Consider the following 18160-nt stretch of genomic DNA (forward strand, 5'->3'; position numbering starts at 1 on the left):
TTTTTTTACTGATCTGATGAGTGTCTCTCAAATTAATCAATTAATTGCATCAAAAGCAAGAGTATAATTACCCAAAATTGCACTCATTTTAGTTCAAGGCTCAGAAAATTAATAATCGAGCTATGAATTAGATAGGCTATGCAAGGCGTATCAAACTAATTTGAACCTACAATTAGCTTGTAACATTTATTGGAGTGGTTCGTCTTACAGACATCAGTTTTACTAAACAACCATAAATGCAACCCATCCTAACGCTTACCAATCTCACCAAACGTTTTGGGCCATTGACTGCAGTGAACAACCTCTCATTTACCATAGAGAAAGGCAATGTTTACGGTATTTTGGGCCCTAACGGAAGTGGAAAATCAACCACACTCGGAATTGTGTTGAATGTCGTAAATAAAAGCTCAGGTGACTTTACCTGGTTCGACGGCAACACCTCTACCCACGACGCACTTAAACGCGTGGGCGCTATTATTGAACGTCCAAATTTCTATCCGTACATGAGTGCGGTTCAGAACTTAGCCTTGGTGGCTAAGATCAAAGGAGTTGGAGAAGATAAGATCGAAGAGAAATTAGAATTGGTAGGGCTGTTAGATCGCAAGGACAGTCGTTTTAAAACCTTCTCTTTGGGGATGAAACAGCGCTTGGCCATCGCCTCTGCACTGCTTAACGACCCGGAGATCCTGATCTTAGATGAACCTACTAACGGTTTAGATCCGCAGGGGATTCATCAGATCCGTGAGATCATAAAAAAGATCGCTAAAGGCGGTACCACTATTCTTTTGGCCTCTCACCTTTTGGACGAGGTTGAAAAGGTGTGTTCGCACGTAGTGATCTTGCGTAAAGGAGTTTCCCTGTACTCAGGTCCTGTAGAAGGCATGAACGCCAGCCATGGGTTCTTTACGCTGCAAGCTAATGATATGGTTCGCTTGCGCGCCTATTTGGAAGGCAATGGTAGTTTTGGAAAAATCAAAGAAGAAGGCGAAAGTCTGGTTGCTTATTTGAACGAGCCATTAGAAGCCAGCGTGCTCAACGAAATGTTATTCAAAGAAGGAATTGTGTTGTCTAAACTAGACAAGCGCAAAGAAAGCCTAGAAGAGCAATTCCTAGAATTAACCAACAAAATCGAACAGCATGCTTAGATTACTTCAGATAGAATACCACAAACTCATCCACAACAAATCAGCACGTGTAATCACGGCTGTCTATTTTATCTTGATCTCTTTGATGTCGCTTTTGGCGTCTATCAAATTCAATTTTGGGAACTTCAGTTTCAGATTGGCCGATCAAGGGATCTTTAACTTCCCATTCATTTGGCATTTCAATACCTGGATAGCAGCATTGCTTAAAATGTTCTTGGCCATAGTCATTGTCTCCATGATGGCTAATGAATATACCCATAGAACCCTAAAACAGAACCTAATTGACGGTTTGAGCAAGCGCGAGTTCGTCTTGTCCAAGTTCATTACGGTTTTTGTCTTTGCTGCAGTTTCTACGGCCTTCATATTTATAGTATCGCTAATCTTAGGTTTGATTTTTTCTGATTATACCGAGTTCGGGATCATAGTGCGCGACTTAGAATACGTCTTTGCCTATTTCTTGAAACTCTTGGCCTTTTTCTCCTTCTGTTTATTCTTGGGAGTCCTTGTCAAGCGATCGGCCTTTGCTCTTGGGTTCCTACTTATTTGGTGGATCATCGAGTGGGCTGTATACGGAATCCTAGTATCAAAGCTTCCGGACAATTCAGAAATACCTGCACAGGTGGTGCAATTCTTTCCCTTGATGAGTATGCAAAACCTCATCATAGAGCCCTTTACACGCTTTAATGCCGTGCAATCGGCTGCAACCCAATTGGGTGCAGAATTCACCAAGACCTATAATGTGACCTTATTTAAGATCGCTATAGTATCTGTTTGGACTTTCCTATTCAATTATTGGTCCTTACTCATTCTGAAAAAACGAGATTTATAGTATCTTGCTGAGGCTTCCGAACAATCGGAAGGGCAGCTGCCAATGAGCCGCTGCCTTCACCTCATTGCAATGAAAAAGTTATCTCTTTTCGGTCTCTTTTGGCTGCTCTTTGCCCTGAACGCTCAGGCGCAGGGGGAAGCAGCGAATTGGTATTTTGGAGATCGGGCTGGACTTAATTTCAATACCAGTCCACCGACGCCCTTGACAGACGGAGCCTTAGAAACTTTAGAAGGCTGTGCTACCATAAGTGACAGTGCCGGAAACTTACTTTTTTACACCAACGGAACCCTGGTCTGGAACCGAGATCATCAGGTCATGCCCAATGGAACAGGCCTTTTAGGAGAAGATACTTCTACGCAATCGGCTATCATAGTACCCAATCCGCAGCAAGCCAACATCTATTACATATTTACGGTAGATGGTTTGTTTCCAGGAGAGAACGATCCCGCCGCACTTCGCGGATTGAACTATTCCACCGTAGACATGAATTTAGATGGAGGTCTGGGCGATGTGGTCGCGGCAGAAAAGAACATCAATCTGTTGCCAACCAACTCAGAGAAGATCACTGCGGTGCGCAATGCCGACTGCGAATCTATTTGGGTCATTACGCATTTTGTAGACCGATTCTATGCTTACGATGTTAGCGGAGCCGGCGTTAACACAACGCCTGTTGAATCTTTGGTAGAACCAGAAGTTCCTCTTATTGGCTATCGAGATAACGCTTTAGGTTACTTAAAATCCAGCCCGGATGGCAGTAAACTTGCCATTGCTCACGCTACCTTGAATGAGAACCCTGCAAGTGATGCCGGTTCACCAGGAGCGCTCTTGGTCTATGATTTTGATACAGCAACGGGAGTTGCCTCCGGCGGCCTTGATCTGGATGTCAATGGAAACTCACCTTATGGGGTGGAATTCTCTCCGGATTCCAATTTAGTTTACACTTGCGCTGGCGTTTATGATACGGACGGCTTTGCTTTTGGAGAGGTCTACCAATTCGACCTTTCGGCTACAGATCCATCGGCGACAAGAACCGTATTGAGCACCAATGACAATTCCACTGGCGCTTTACAATTGGGTATTGATGGGCGTATCTATCGGGTGATCTTGAATCAAGACTCCTTAGATATCATCAATGATCCGAATACCGCAGGTACAGGAGCCAATTATCAACGAGCAGCGGTATCACTCGGTGGAAGAACTGGAAATTTTGGCTTACCTCCGTTTATTCAATCATTGTTTCTCAATACCGTAGACATTATTCAGAACGGTGAATCTGCGACCACCTTAAACCTTTGCGAAGGCGACAGCTTTACGCTAGTGGCTCCAGATATTCCAGGAGCGACCTATGTTTGGACCAGAGACGAAGTGCTTCTGCCAGAAAGCGATTTTGATCTGGTGGTGAGTACCGCAGGAGTGTATCGTGTAGAAATAGACCCCATGAATGGCGAATGTCCAATAATAGGGCAAGCAAATGTGATCATCAACCCATTACCAGAAGCATTTGACAGCTTGCTGACCCAATGCGATGCAGACGGCAACAATGACGGTTTTAGTGTTTTTAACCTCACGGAAGCAATCCCTGATCTAACGGGAGGTATTGCTGGTTTGGATGTGAGTTTTCATCAGACCCTATTGCAAGCGGAGAATAACGAATCGCCTTTACCGGAAACAGCTTATGCCAACCTCAGCAATCCGCAAACTATCTTTGCCCGTGTTTTTGATCAGGCGGGCTGCGCAAGTATTGCACAATTAGAATTAGTTGTAGCAGGAGAGCAGATAGACGATGTCTTTTTAAGCCAATGTGACGATGCGACAGAAGATGGTATTACTAGCTTCGACCTTGGAGAGGCGGCTGCGATTATCTTAGACGGCTTACCTGCAGATCTCAGCCTTAGCTTCTATGCCAATTTAGAAGATGTCTTAGCAGAGACCAATCCGATACCAACTTCTTATACCAACCAACAAGCCTACCAGCAAACGGTTTACGCCCGCTTGGAGCAAGACAATACCTGCTTTGGAATTGCCCGGATCTTCTTAGAAGTGTACGAGCTACCCAATATTGTCACGCAAGATGAAGCCTTGTATTGCCTGAACAGTTTTCCGGACACGATTACTCTAGAGGTTGGCCCTATCATTGACAATGACAGCCCGCTGGAAGCCTATAGTTATCTGTGGTCTACAGGAGAGATCACTTCCACCATCGCAATTAATGAGGTGGGTGTTTACTTTGTGGATATTATTAATCCTGAAGGCTGCTCCAAAAGACGAACCATTACTGTTGTTGGTTCGCGTCCGGCGACTATAGAAAGCATAGAAGTCACAGACCTTACAGAGACCAATACGCTAATTGTGAATGTGAGCGGTCCGGGGGAATACGAATACGCTTTGAACGACCCGACAGGGCCGTATCAGTTGGAAAACACCTTTACCAATGTCAGACCAGGGGTCTATACCGTATATGTAAGAGATCGATTGGGATGTGGCATTAGCGAAGAAGTGGTTTCTGTACTTGGATATCCGAATTACTTCACGCCAAACGGCGATGGCATCAATGACTTTTGGCAAGTTTTGGGAGTGCGTCCTGATTTTGAATCCCAAGCTCAGATCTATATCTACGATCGCTATGGGAAAATGCTGAAACGCCTTAATCCCCTTAGTCCAGGTTGGGATGGAATCTACAACGGCAACCCCATGCCGTCCAGCGACTATTGGTTCCGCGTGATCTTTGAAGACGGACGCGAGCTGCGTTCACACTTTAGTCTCGTTCGCTAAAGAAATATTTATATCTTTAAGAAAATCAGCTAGCTATGAAACTGAATCGGTCTTTAGGGCTTCTTCTGCTCTTTTGGCATGCCTTCTGCGTTGCACAAGAGGTTAGCTTACTGAATCAATTTAACGGCCGCTACGATTACACTGCTATTGGTAATACCCTAAATACTGCAGAGAACGGCGGAGGTGCTCCTTGTGAGATCTTAACCTCTTCTGCTGCGGAGCTGTCTTTGGAGCCCGACCAAACAGTCATCAATGCCCTTTTGTACTGGGCAGGCTCTGGCACAGGAGATTTTGAAGTTCAACTCAACGACAGTGAAATAAGGCCAGACAGAACCTTTGCCCTTGCTCTAGACGATACCCGTTCTTTCTTTGCCGCCGTGACAGACATAACAGCACTTGTTCAATCCACAGGAAGCGGCACCTATACCTTATCAGAACTCGACCTGAGTAGTATCATTGAGACCTACTGCCCTACCGGAACCAATTTTGCCGGTTGGTCTATTGTGATCGTTTATGAGGATCCGGACTTGCCCTTGAATCAACTCAATATGTACGAAGGATTGGAGCGCGTCCCGGAAACCATCAGCATAGAACTAGAAAGCCTTAACGTGCTGGACGACGAAGGCGCAAAAATCGGCTTTCTGGCTTGGGAGGGCGATGCTGCCCTGAGCGTAACGGAAACCCTCAGCATCAATGGAGATATAATAAGCAATCCGCCACTAAATCCGGCAGATAATGCCTTTAACAGTACCAACTCCTTTACTGGATCTGATGTGCTTTACAATATGGACATTGACTTCTACTCCATTGAGGACAATATAGAACCCGGCGACACTTCGGCCCTCATAGAACTCACCTCAGGGCAAGATTTTGTGATGATCAATAATATTGTCACCGTTCTTAACAGTCAATTACCTGATGCTACTGCCAGTATAGATACAGTAAGCGATCCTAGCTGTGGAGAACGCCAACTCTCGGTGGACTATACCATTTACAACATAAACAGTACAGATGTCCTTTTGGCTGGTACACCCATAGCCTTTTACGCAAACGCCACCTTGGTTGGAACAGCGGCAACTTTAGCTGATATTCCCATCGATGGGCAAGAGTCGCAAGCTATCTCACTGAATATCCCGGAAGCTGTTCCGAATGCCTTTAACTTGCGAATCGTTGCCGATGATACAGGTAGCGGAACCGGTGTGGTTGCGGAGTTGAATGAGACCAATAATGAAGCCGAGCTGCCAGTACGTCTGGTCAAATTCCCGGAATTTCCTTTACCGCAAGATCTGGAACGCTGCGACGCCGTTGGCGATGAATTCTTTGATCTGAACGACGCCTTAACAGGGATAGACCCAGAATTGATACTGAGCTTTCACGAATCCGAAGCAGATGCAAATTCCGGTGACAATCCTATAGTTGATCCTACAAATTATTTACCCCTAAGCACAACGCAAACCATCTATGTACGTGTTGCTAATGCAGACTGTTTTGTGGTGAGCTCCTTTGAGATCAGGGTGATCATTTGTCCACTACCCGATGCATCAGTCTCCTTACCCGATCCGATCACAGCCTGCCGAGGCCGTATTTTGGATTTGACCCTAAGGGTTTTTAACACAGCAGGAACAGCTCCACTTCCGGTGGGAACGCCTATTTCACTTTATGTCGACGGTGTTTTCTTCTTGGGTCTAGACACTCCCACAGCTATTGCGATTGGTGGTTTTATAGACTTGGAATTTCAACTAGCTTTAGATGCAGCGCTGCCCGATGAATTTAGCCTCCTGGCAGTTGTTGATGACCTTGGAGACGGTAGCGGCACGGTGGAAGAATTAGACGAGACCAATAACACTTTCAAAACCACAGTGCGCTTTGAAAATATTCCGGAGCTTCCTACACTCCCGGACCTCTCGGCTTGCGATCTCGGTTTTGATACTGCGACCTTTGATCTTACCCAAACTACGGAAGAGAATTTTGCGGATCTAACAGGCGAGATTCGCTATTTCACCTCTGCCTCGGACGCCTTATTAGGGATCGGAGCGATAGTGAATCCGCGGCAATTCAACAACAGCAGCAATCCGCAGCAAATCTATGTGCGATTCGACAATTCGATCTGTTTTGATATAGTCAGCTTTGAGCTTTCTGTAGAAAATTGCCCTCCGGTGATCCCCCAAGGATTCTCTCCGAACGGCGATGGCATTAACGACCTCTTTGAAATTGTTGGACTGTTAGATATTTTTCCCGATCATCGCTTGGAAATCTATTCCCGACTTGGGAATTTGATCTTCTCAGGGAACAACCAAACAGGACATTGGAATGGAGTACCAAACAAAGGCCTGGCGCGGCCTTCAGGACCTGTACCTCCGGGGGTTTATTACTACTTGTTGTTCTTGGGCGATGAAAATTATGATCCTATGAGCGGCTGGCTCTATTTAAACAGGGAATAAGCTTTATCCAAGCGATGAATGAGCACTGTTTTTTTAACATTTAAGCCCCGATTTTAGGCCAATTTTTTACCTACATCGTTGAAAACAAAAATTACGTCTAAGTTTTGTGCAATTCTTTTACAGACTTAAAATAATCTCTTACATTTATCTTTTAGACATCAATTCATACAATTAACAGCCACCTTCTATGAGAAATTTTACTCCTAGATTCTTACAATCAATAATCGCTCTGGCATTCCTTTTTCTAGGCCTTCAACAAGGTCAGGCACAGCTAGATGCGCAGTTGTCTCTGGACGACGCCTTTGCAAAAGGGAATTTCATTGAAATTGGGATCAACCAGAACGGAACTTTTGGTGTTCCAAACAGCCAGAATCCTGGTCCGCCGTATCACGATAGTCGTGAAACCGGAAACGACCTTTTTGGCTTTATCGCTAACCCGGTAATGGACGGATGGGTCGATTATGACGGAGATTTCTTTACTCCTGGTTCTCCAGAGGAAGGATGGGCCATCGAATACGACGGTGCCACCTGGAACAACAACTTAGCAAGTCCTAACCAAGTTCCTGGAGCTGTTAGTGGCGCTGGGATACTTACCGATCCGTGTTTTGGAGATTTTGCCCAAGTTTCATGGAATGGTTTTATCGATGGAATAGAGATCATTCGTAATTTCTCTGTTTCTCGCGACGGACTCTTTATTCGCATGGAGCAGCGCTTGACCAACTTAGACGATGTTCCGAAAACGAACTTATACTGGATGAACAATGTGGATCCAGATAACAACCAAACCATCAACGGAAGTTTTACAACCGATCAAGAGCTGATTGCTCAGCCTTCTGGTGGTTTGGATATCTTGGGATTTGTTTGTGCTTCTCAAGGCCCATTGGGTGGTGTTGATGCAAACGGATCAAGTGTTTGTTATTACGTACAAGACGAAAGAGCTCGTGTAACTTATGGAGGTTTCACCAACCGTGATCCCTCTGACATTTGGAACGGAATTGGTTTTGAACAAACGGAAGGAGCGACCAATACAGCAGATGAGGCTATCTCTATTGCCTACTTCTTCGGGGATCTTGCTCCGGGAGAATCTGTAACCTTTACCTACTTCTATGTATTTAGAGACTTTACCGGAGGTGGAGTTGATCCTACCTTTATCACCTTGACCCCACAGAGTCCTTCGGCTTGTGGCGCAAGTGACGGTGGAATTTTAGTAACTGGTCTTTTGGGTGATATCGACTACAACATTTCTTATGTTGACGATGGTGTACCAGTTGGACCTATCACCTTGACCGCCGATATGTCAGGATCCTTGACCATTGGAGGTTTGGATGCTGGAGTGTATACCGACTTTGTATTCACTAACGATGCGGGATGTTTCTTTGAAAACCCAGGACCAATCGTAATTGAAGATCCAGGAGCTCCGACGTTCACAGTCGTTGTGAATCAGCCTGTGGCTTGTGACATGGACGGTAGTCTTGAACTTCAAGGCCTAACGCCATCGACCTCTTACGATCTGACCTATACGCAAGACGCAACCGTAATCGGACCTGCCACAGTATTATCTGACGCAACTGGAAGCATCTTTATCACTGGTTTAGGAGAAGTTACCATTACGGACATTACTTTAGAGCAAGGCACTTGTTCCTTTACGGACCCAGGACCTTACACTCTAGAGTATCCAGTATTCACTCCAGTAGTGACCCCTGCAGATCCTGTGAATTGTGATTCTGACGGTTCTCTTACAGTAGACGGACTAGCTCCAGATACGACCTATGAGGTGACCTATTTACTAGATGGAGTTTTAGTTGGTCCTATCACAGTGACTACAGATGCCACAGGACAATTTATTATCAGCGACTTAGACGAAGGATCTTATACAGACATCACTATTGTTCTTAACGATTGTACCTATACAGCTGCAGGACCGTTCGTATTAACACGCCCATCATTAGGTGGAGCCGTTATCACTGGTGTTGATCCGGTAACTTGTGGACCTACAGGAGAGGTGATCATTAGCAATGTATTCCCGAATACCACTTTTACACTCACCTATACCTTCAACGGTGTACCAGTTGGTCCTATAACTGTGACCTCTGATGCCTCTGGAACGATTGTTATTACCGGACTCTTAGCTGGTATTTATGCTGATGGGGTATTAACATTCAACGATTGTTCGTTCAATCAACCAGCTCCGATCGAGTTGTTTGAGCCAGACGCACCAAGCTTTACAGTTACTGCGCAGGATTCAGATGTGTGTGGACCAAACGGAGCCTTATTGATAGAAGGCCTTATGCCAGATACAACTTACAATGTCACCTATACTGTAGACGGAGTAGTTGTTGGCCCTGTAGCCTTTACAACAGATGCCTCCGGGACTATCATCATTGGAAGTTTAGATCAAGGTACTTATACCGATGTTACTGTAGAAGTTGTTGACTGTGTTACTACTTTAGCCGGTCCATTTGTGATCAATTACCCGGATAACCCAACATTTACGGTTACTGTGAACGATCCTGCGACTTGTTCTGCAGACGGAAGCATTGTTATCTCTGGTCTATCTGCAGGTACGACTTACGACGTATCCTACATCTTTAATGGTACTCCTGTGGGACCATTAGCCTTAACGGCTGATGGAGCAGGTACCATTACTATCTCAGGATTGGATCAAGGAACCTACACAGATATTCTGGTTGATCTTGGTTCATGTCAAGCTGACGATCCAGGACCGTACGAGATCATGTATCCTGACAGTCCTGCGATCAATACTCCAGCTGCATACGAACTTTGTGGAACTCCTGCCGGAGTGGCTGAGTTCGACCTTAGCAGTCGTGACAATGAGATCACTGGCGGAGCTTCTGGTGTTACCGTGACCTATCACGAGTCCGAAGCAGATGCCGAAACTGGAGATAATCCATTGACCTCACCTTACACGAACACCTCAAACCCACAAACGGTTTACGTACGTGTTCAGGATGACGTTACGGGTTGTTTCAGCACCACTACCTTAGAATTGGTTGCCTTGGTAATCGATCCACTAGCTATGCCAGCTGCAGTAGAAAGCTGCCCAGCAGACGGTGCTTCAGGCTTAACGAATCAATTCGATCTTACGGCCTTTAACGCTGAATTGGGTATTGATGTTTCTGGACTAACAGTGACCTATCACACCAATGCCGCTGATGCAGAAGACGGTAGTAATCCAATTGCAAATCCGACAAGCTATACTAACGTTACTACTCCGGAGACCATTTATATCCGAGTTGCCAATGACGAAGGTTGTTTCCAAACAACTTCAGTAGAGATCAGTGTGGTTGCTTGTGAGATCGAGATTCCTCAAGGGATTTCACCAAACGGCGATGGATTCAACGACACCTTCTCCATCAACGGATTAGAGCTTCACCCGAATTTCGAGCTTAAGATCTTTGATCGTCGCGGACTTCTAGTATACTCCGGAAACGGAAGTACTCAAGAATGGGATGGTAGAGCACTAGAAAAGAATGGAGAATTACTACCAGTAGGAACATATTTCTATACGCTTCAACTCAATGATGCGCCTGGAGATCCATTCTCCGATGTAGAACAATTGTATTCTGGTTGGGTCTATTTGAATTACTAAGTAGATTCCTCCAAAGAACAACAAAGCCTTCAAATTTAGATTTGAAGGCTTTTTTTATCGACAAACGGGAGACTTTAACGACTAGAATTTGCGTAACTTTCCCTAAAAATTCAACTAAAATGTCACTAACTAAACACGCCTGGCTGGGCTTGCTTTTGCTTGCCTTCAACCTTTCTTCGCTTCAGGCTCAAGTAAGCAAACCCGATCCTGCAAATTTTGATCGATTTATCGCTCAAGTATACACTGGTTCCGGGGCGGATTTTATAAGTCCAGATACCCGCAGATATGCATATATGAAAGCGCTTTATGAGAACCGCATCAGTTTTGTAAAGAGCGATGCAGAAAAGCTCGATCTGGATAACAGCCTAAAACTACTTTCAGAAGTACCCTTATACAATATTTACAATCCTGCTGTAACAAGAGACACTGGATTCGATCCGCAGGAATTCAACCCTTTCAAATATCAGTTTGATTTTTACGCTGCGACTAAGCTCATCTACCGCATAGACGGCACAGAATATCTCATTGTTATCCAACCTCAAGAACGCAAACAATAAGCTCATGAAAACAAAAATCTCACTTCTTCTTCTTGGGCTTATTTCTTGGACAAGCTGGGCACAAGATATCAATATGCAAAACGGCAGTTTTAATGTCTGCGCCGGAAACTTCTACGATTCTGGGGGTGCTGCCGGACCCTATGCCAACAACGAAAACTTAGTCTTGACCTTATGTGATGACGGTAGCGGCGGTATTTTACAGGTCGACTTTACCAGCTTTACTACAGAAACGCCTAACGATGTTTTGACCATTTATGACGGGCCCGATACCTCCTCGCCTGTTATTGGGGATTTCTCCGGAACCAACAGTCCGGGAATTGTACGGCCATCGCCAGCCAACACTTCTGGCTGTTTGACCTTTGAATTTGTCTCTAACGAATTCTTTACCTCTATCGGTTGGGAAGCCCAACTGAGCTGTTGCCAGGAGATCTCAACCACTTTTGAAGGTTCTACCCCTGCTGCAGCAGGTGGTATTATCGCTGCGGATGTTGACGAATTAATTACCGTTAATGCTTCTGCTGTATTTGCTGGATCTGATGTCGGAGCCACCTACGAGTGGGACTTTGGCGATGGAACAGTTATGAGTGGCTTGACAGCCATGCACTCCTATAGCTCGCCTGGCCTTTACCCTATTAGTTTCACTGCGACAGATGCTGCAGGTTGTGTGGATCAATCGCGCATTGAACTGATAGCCGATGTGGAGTTTGACGTGTCTGTAGGTAACCCCTTTGTGGATGCTGGCCCTGATGTAACCTTAGATTGTTCTTCTGGGGAGATCTGTGCAGATCTGAGTGCCGACTTTCTTTCTATAGGAGAAACCACTACGTATAATGTAGTGCCTATTCCTTTTGACCCGCCTTTCTCTTTTAACGGTTTGGCCAATAGTCTGAACCCAGATATTGACGATGCTTGGTCTGATGTTGAAGAATTGCCGTTTGACTTTTGTTTCTTCGGAGGGACTGAAACCCAGTTCCAAGTGGGCTCTAACGGAGTGATCCGTTTTGAAGTTGACGCTTCGGACACCTCCAACGGTTGGTCATTTAGCGAAGACCTACCCAACAACGACAATCCAACCTTGGGAGAGGCCAATATCTTTACCCCAGGGCATGATATTAATCCGGCAACAAGTGACACAGAGGAGATCGGTTATGAAGTGCTCGGTACAGCGCCTAATCGTGTTTTAGTGGTTTCCTACTATGAAGTTCCCATGTTCTCATCGAGCTGTGGGGATCTTTTAGCAACGCAAATGGCGGTACTATATGAGACCACCAATATTATTGATGTATACATTCTAAACAAACCAACTTGCGAGACCTGGAACAGTGGTAATGCAGTATTGGGTATACAAAATAACGAAGGTACCGAAGCATTCGTTCCTCCTGGGAGAAACACTTCGGACTCCCCTTGGACAACTGAATTTGAAGCTTGGCGCTTTATCCCTAACGGACCAAGTGTTACCAGTATCACTTGGCTAGATGAATCAGGAGCAGTAGTTGGAGACACTGCCGATATTACTGTATGCCCTGCTGGCACACAAACCTATACCGCCCGTGTTGATTACCTAAACTGTAATGGAGAAACCGTTACTGTAGAAGACACTGTGACCGTAACGACCAATGCTACCTTTAGTTTTAATTTAGGAGATGATATTGGTACCTGCGATACGGACCCAATCACTTTGGATGCCGATACAGGAACTGCAGGAGTAACTTACCAATGGTTCTTGGACGATGCTCCTATTGTTGGAGCCACAGCTCCCACCTATGACGCAACTACTTCTGGGAGCTATCGCTGTGAAGCTACCGATGGCGAATGTACCGTTGCAGACACTGTTGTGGTAACCTTTTTTGACACTCCTGTGGCGAACACACCAACAGATCTAACGGTCTGTGACGATGATAACGACGGTTTTGCCGAATTTGACCTGACTCTGGCTGATGCAGAGATCATTGCCGGCCAGCCCGATACGGTCGTCACCTATTATGTGACCGAAGCCGAGGCTATAGCAGGTATAGCAGGTACGGAATTGTCAATGCCTTATACCAATGTGGAGAACCCGCAGGTGGTTTGGGCTAGGATCGAGAATTCTGGAGGTTGTTTCGATGTGGTAAGCTTTACCATTACGGTCTTGAATTCACCAGATATCAACGATCCAATTGCGAGTTTTGAGCTCTGTGATGATGAGAGCCCTGATGGCTCTACCGTTTTTGACCTGACCTTCTGGATCTCTGAGATCACTGCAGAAACTGCTGTTGACGTTAGTTTCCATGAGACTGAGGCCGACGCAGATGCCGGCACAGGATCAATTGCAGATCCTACTGCATATGCGAACACATCCAATCCGCAGTTGATTTGGGTACGCTTAAGCGATCCGACAACAGGCTGTTTTACAGTTGGAAGTTTTGAACTCATTGTAAACCCAGGACCGGTGACCAACACACCAGCTCCGTATGAGTTATGTGATATGCTGCCTTTTGATGGTTTTGCCGAATTCGACTTGACCTCTAGAGACGTAGAGATCACTGACGGCGCTCCAGGTCTTTCGGTGAGCTACTATTTGACTGAGGCAGAAGCTGCTACCGGTGACACCGCTACTGCCTTGAGTAGTCCGTATACCAATGCTACGAACCCGCAGACTGTTTTTGCCCGAGTAGAAGATAATACCACAGGCTGTTTTAGCATTGAACCTTTGGTACTAGAAGTACTGGCAGGACCAGCATTAACAGCGCCAACACCTCTAGAATTGTGCGATAATAACAATCCTGGAGATGAGATCGAAGCCTTTGACCTAACAGTTAAGGATGCCGAGATCACTGGTGGCGACACCAGCTTGGAAGTTAGCTATCACGAATCTGCTGCAGATGCAGAATCAGGCACAGCGCCTATTATTGGTCCTTATACCAACACCAGCAATCCGCAAACGATCTATGTTCGTGTTAGTGATCCAGCAACAGGCTGTTTCAGTACTACAGAATTGACCTTGATTGTTTTACCGGTACCTGTGGTAATAGCTCCAGAACCACTTCTGGAGTGCAGTAACGATGGGCCAACAGCTACGTTCGACCTTGAACCTCTGATCGCTGTTGTGAGCGGTGGCGATGCCGATCCGGATCTAACTGCGACCTTCCACAACAGTGAGGCTGATGCTGCTAGCGGCGATAACCCTTTACCATTGAACTACACCAACTCAAGCAACCCTGAGATCGTTTACATCCGGGTGGTGAATCTAGCTACTGGTTGTTTCAACACCACTACGGTGGAATTGACCGTTGATGTGGTTCCGCCTTTGGCTGCTTTGGATTTCATTGAGCTCTGTGCAACTGGTTCTAGCGGTACGGCAAATTTCGATCTGACTACTTTAATAGCAGAAATTGGCACTTCAGAAGCTACTTTGAATTATACTTATCACACCACTGCGGACGACGCAGAAACTGGTGATAATCCGATAAGTGATCCTGCAAACTATACCTTTAGCGGAGATGGCGGTACTATTTATGTTCGAGGAACCTCTGCCAATGGTTGCTACGCAGTCGGTTTGGCCGGTTTTAGTATAATCAGTTGTGCTATTGAGATCCCACAAGGTATTTCTCCTAATGGCGATGGCTTCAACGATACCTTTGCAATTCTCGGCTTGGAGAATCATCCGAACTTTGAATTAAAGATCTTTGATCGTCGTGGAATTATGGTTTATAGTGCCAATGCCAGTACCGATCAATGGGACGGACGTGCTGCAGCGCAAAACGGAGAGTTGTTGCCCGTAGGAACTTATTTCTACACCCTTAAACTCAACGATTCGCCAGACAGTTCTCAATCCGCAGAAACGGAGCAACTCTACAGCGGATGGGTCTACTTGAACTACTAGTTTTTAAGTAGTAAACACTTTTAATACAGATCAAAACGACTCGTTTCAATACGAGTCGTTTTTGTTTTATAATGCCCTTAAAAAAGCGTAATTTTAAGGTTCGATTCGCGGAGAGAATATACCCTATGAAGTTTACCATTGTTTCTGATTTTAAACCTACCGGAGATCAGCCTGAAGCTATCAAAGCCCTGGCTGGCGGCATAGAAAGTGGTGAAAAATACCAGACGCTTCTGGGGGTGACCGGGAGTGGAAAAACCTTTACGGTGGCCAATGTTATTGAAGAGGTTCAACGGCCCACCTTGGTATTGGCGCACAACAAGACGCTGGCTGCGCAACTTTATACGGAGTTCAAGCAGTTCTTTCCGAACAATGCCGTGGAATACTTTGTTTCCTATTACGATTACTACCAACCGGAGGCTTATATCCCAACTAGCGGAACCTATATAGAAAAGGACCTTTCGATCAACGAAGAGATAGAAAAACTCCGATTAAGCGCCACTTCTTCCCTACTCTCAGGCAGACGCGACGTATTGGTAGTTGCCTCTGTTTCATGCTTGTACGGTATTGGAAATCCTATAGAATTCCAGAAGAACGTGATCAAATTACACGAGGGTGAAATGATCTCCAGAACCGCCCTACTTCATAAATTGGTACAGAGTTTATACTCCAGAACCGAAGCAGAATTCAGCCATGGGAACTTTAGAATAAAGGGAGACACCTTGGATATTTATCCGAGTTATGCAGATATAGCTTTCCGCATTCATTTCTTTGGAGATGAGATCGAGGAAATAGAAGCTTTCGACCCAGGCACTAATGACCGAATTGAGCGTTACGATCGTTTGACGATCTATCCGGCTAATATGTTTGTTACCTCTCCGGATGTTTTACAGCATGCGATCCACAACATACAAGACGATCTGGTAAAACAAGTGGATTATTTTAGAGAAGTAGGTAAGCCTCTGGAGGCTAAACGTTTGGAAGAGCGCACCAACTTCGACTTGGAAATGATCCGCGAACTAGGCTACTGCTCCGGAATTGAGAACTATTCCCGCTATTTGGATGGCCGAGAACCAGGTACCCGCCCTTTCTGTTTGTTGGATTATTTTCCGGATGATTATTTGATGGTGGTGGATGAGAGTCACGTTTCGATCCCGCAGGTAAGTGCCATGTACGGTGGAGATCGCTCTCGAAAAGAAAATCTGGTGGAATACGGTTTTAGATTGCCTGCTGCTTTGGATAACCGTCCACTAAAGTTTGAAGAATTTGAGGCACTGCAAAACCAAGTGATCTATGTGAGTGCTACCCCGGCCGATTACGAACTAAGCAAAACCGAAGGGGTCTACATTGAACAGATCATCAGACCAACAGGCTTACTGGATCCCGAGATCGAGATCAGGCCGAGTTTGCATCAGATCGACGATCTGATCGAAGAAATCCAAGTTCGCGTTGAAAAAGACGAACGGGTGTTGGTAACCACCTTGACCAAACGCATGGCAGAAGAGCTGACCAAATACTTGACCCGAATTCAGATTCGTTGCCGCTACATTCACAGCGATGTAGATACCTTAGAACGTGTCGAGATCATGCAGGATCTGCGTTTGGGCTTGTTCGACGTCTTGATAGGTGTAAACTTATTGCGTGAAGGATTGGACTTACCGGAGGTTTCTTTGGTAGCGATCCTGGATGCAGACAAAGAAGGATTCTTACGATCTAACCGCTCGCTAACTCAGACCGTTGGTCGCGCGGCCAGACATATTAACGGAAAGGCTATCATGTATGCCGATACCATTACGCGCAGCATGCGAGAAACTATAGATGGCACCAATTATCGCAGAGCCAAACAGATCGCTTATAATGAAAAGCACGGTATTACTCCAACAGCAATTAAAAAATCACTGGACAACGCGCTGACCAAAAAGAAAACAGAGCGCTTTACCTTTGATACAGCAGAGGAATTGCTGCAAGAGCGTCCGGAAGAGTATTTGACCAAACCGCAGATCGAAAAACGCATTCGAGATACCCGTAAGGCCATGGAGAAAGCGGCCAAAGAGCTCGATTTTATGTTGGCTGCCAAGCTTAGGGATCAGATAAAACAGTATCAAAAGGAAATGGAAACCCTGGAATAATGGAACACGCACCAGACTCCATACGGATCAATAAAGCCTTGAGTGAACAAGGATTTTGCTCGCGCCGACAAGCAGATACACTGATCGAACAAGGTCGAGTTACCATTAATGGTCGCAAAGCTGTATTAGGTGATCGCGTGCTTCCGAGTGATGAAATCCAAGTAGACGGAAAATCGGCCAATAAAAAACAAGAAGATGTCTTTATTGCCTTCAACAAACCCGTAGGCATTACCTGTACCACAGACGAAAGCATCCCGGGCAATATAATCAGTTATATCAACCATCCTGAACGTATCTTTCATGTTGGACGCTTGGACAAACCCAGTGAAGGATTGATCTTTTTGACCAACAATGGCGACATAGTCAATAAGATCCTGCGTGCCGGGAATCAGCATGAAAAAGAGTACATAGTCACCGTAGATCGGCCCATCACTGAAGAATTTGTTAAGCGCATGGCTGGCGGCATTCCTATTTTAGGAACCGTGACCAAAAAATGCAAGGTCGAGCGCCTAAGCAGATTTGTATTCAAGATCATCTTGGTGCAAGGCCTTAACAGGCAGATCCGCAGAATGTGTGAGTATTTAGGTTATGAAGTCACCCGTTTGCAAAGAGTCCGCATCATGAATATCACCTTAGAAGGTATTCCAGAGGGCAAATGGAGAGATCTAACAGCAAAGGAGCTACAAGAGATCGAGGCTATGGTCAGCACTTCTTCTAAAGTATCTGCAGCCCAAACTCCGCGCAGACGCCGAAAACGATAGTCACGAATAATAATTTCCTGAACTCATTTAGACTGATAGTCTTTAAGCGAAAATTAG

The 18160-nt window shown here is 45.5% G+C and carries 9 protein-coding genes; all 9 read left to right on the forward strand.

Features of this window, described 5'->3' with window-relative positions; all coding sequences use genetic code 11:
• The first annotated feature begins 236 nt into the window (after window positions 1–236).
• Complete coding sequence (locus tag BTO09_RS01590) at window positions 237–1145, forward strand: ABC transporter ATP-binding protein (RefSeq protein ID WP_087522993.1); 909 nt, start codon at window positions 237–239, stop codon at window positions 1143–1145.
• Entirely contained in the window at window positions 1138–1974 is an 837-nt protein-coding gene (locus BTO09_RS01595) for an ABC transporter permease (protein ID WP_087522994.1), read from the forward strand. The genes BTO09_RS01590 and BTO09_RS01595 overlap by 8 nt, the downstream gene beginning before the upstream one ends.
• A gap of 69 nt (window positions 1975–2043) precedes the next feature.
• Window positions 2044–4746 carry a T9SS type B sorting domain-containing protein gene (locus BTO09_RS01600; protein WP_157663399.1) on the forward strand — a complete coding sequence of 901 codons (2703 nt, stop codon included), beginning with the start codon at window positions 2044–2046 and terminating at the stop codon, window positions 4744–4746.
• A 35-nt stretch (window positions 4747–4781) separates the two neighbouring features.
• Window positions 4782–7187, forward strand: a complete 2406-nt coding sequence (locus BTO09_RS01605; RefSeq protein ID WP_087522996.1) for a gliding motility-associated C-terminal domain-containing protein — start codon at window positions 4782–4784, stop codon at window positions 7185–7187.
• Window positions 7188–7374: 187 nt separating this feature from the next.
• A complete protein-coding gene (locus tag BTO09_RS01610) occupies window positions 7375–10797 on the forward strand; it encodes a gliding motility-associated C-terminal domain-containing protein (protein ID WP_087522997.1) in 3423 nt (1140 codons plus the stop codon).
• Between the two features lie 119 nt (window positions 10798–10916).
• The gene (locus tag BTO09_RS01615) at window positions 10917–11354 is read left to right on the forward strand and encodes a hypothetical protein (protein WP_087522998.1); all 438 of its coding nucleotides are present in this window, start codon (window positions 10917–10919) and stop codon (window positions 11352–11354) included.
• A gap of 4 nt (window positions 11355–11358) precedes the next feature.
• Complete coding sequence (locus BTO09_RS01620; protein WP_087522999.1) at window positions 11359–15216, forward strand: gliding motility-associated C-terminal domain-containing protein; 3858 nt, start codon at window positions 11359–11361, stop codon at window positions 15214–15216.
• Window positions 15217–15341: 125 nt separating this feature from the next.
• A complete protein-coding gene (uvrB, locus tag BTO09_RS01625) occupies window positions 15342–17342 on the forward strand; it encodes an excinuclease ABC subunit UvrB (protein ID WP_087523000.1) in 2001 nt (666 codons plus the stop codon).
• Entirely contained in the window at window positions 17342–18103 is a 762-nt protein-coding gene (gene rluF / locus BTO09_RS01630) for a 23S rRNA pseudouridine(2604) synthase RluF (RefSeq protein WP_087523001.1), read from the forward strand. Before uvrB ends, rluF begins: the two co-directional genes overlap by 1 nt.
• Window positions 18104–18160 lie beyond the last annotated feature (57 nt).

The sequence above is a fragment of the Gilvibacter sp. SZ-19 genome, assembly GCF_002163875.1.
Taxonomy (GTDB): domain Bacteria; phylum Bacteroidota; class Bacteroidia; order Flavobacteriales; family Flavobacteriaceae; genus Gilvibacter.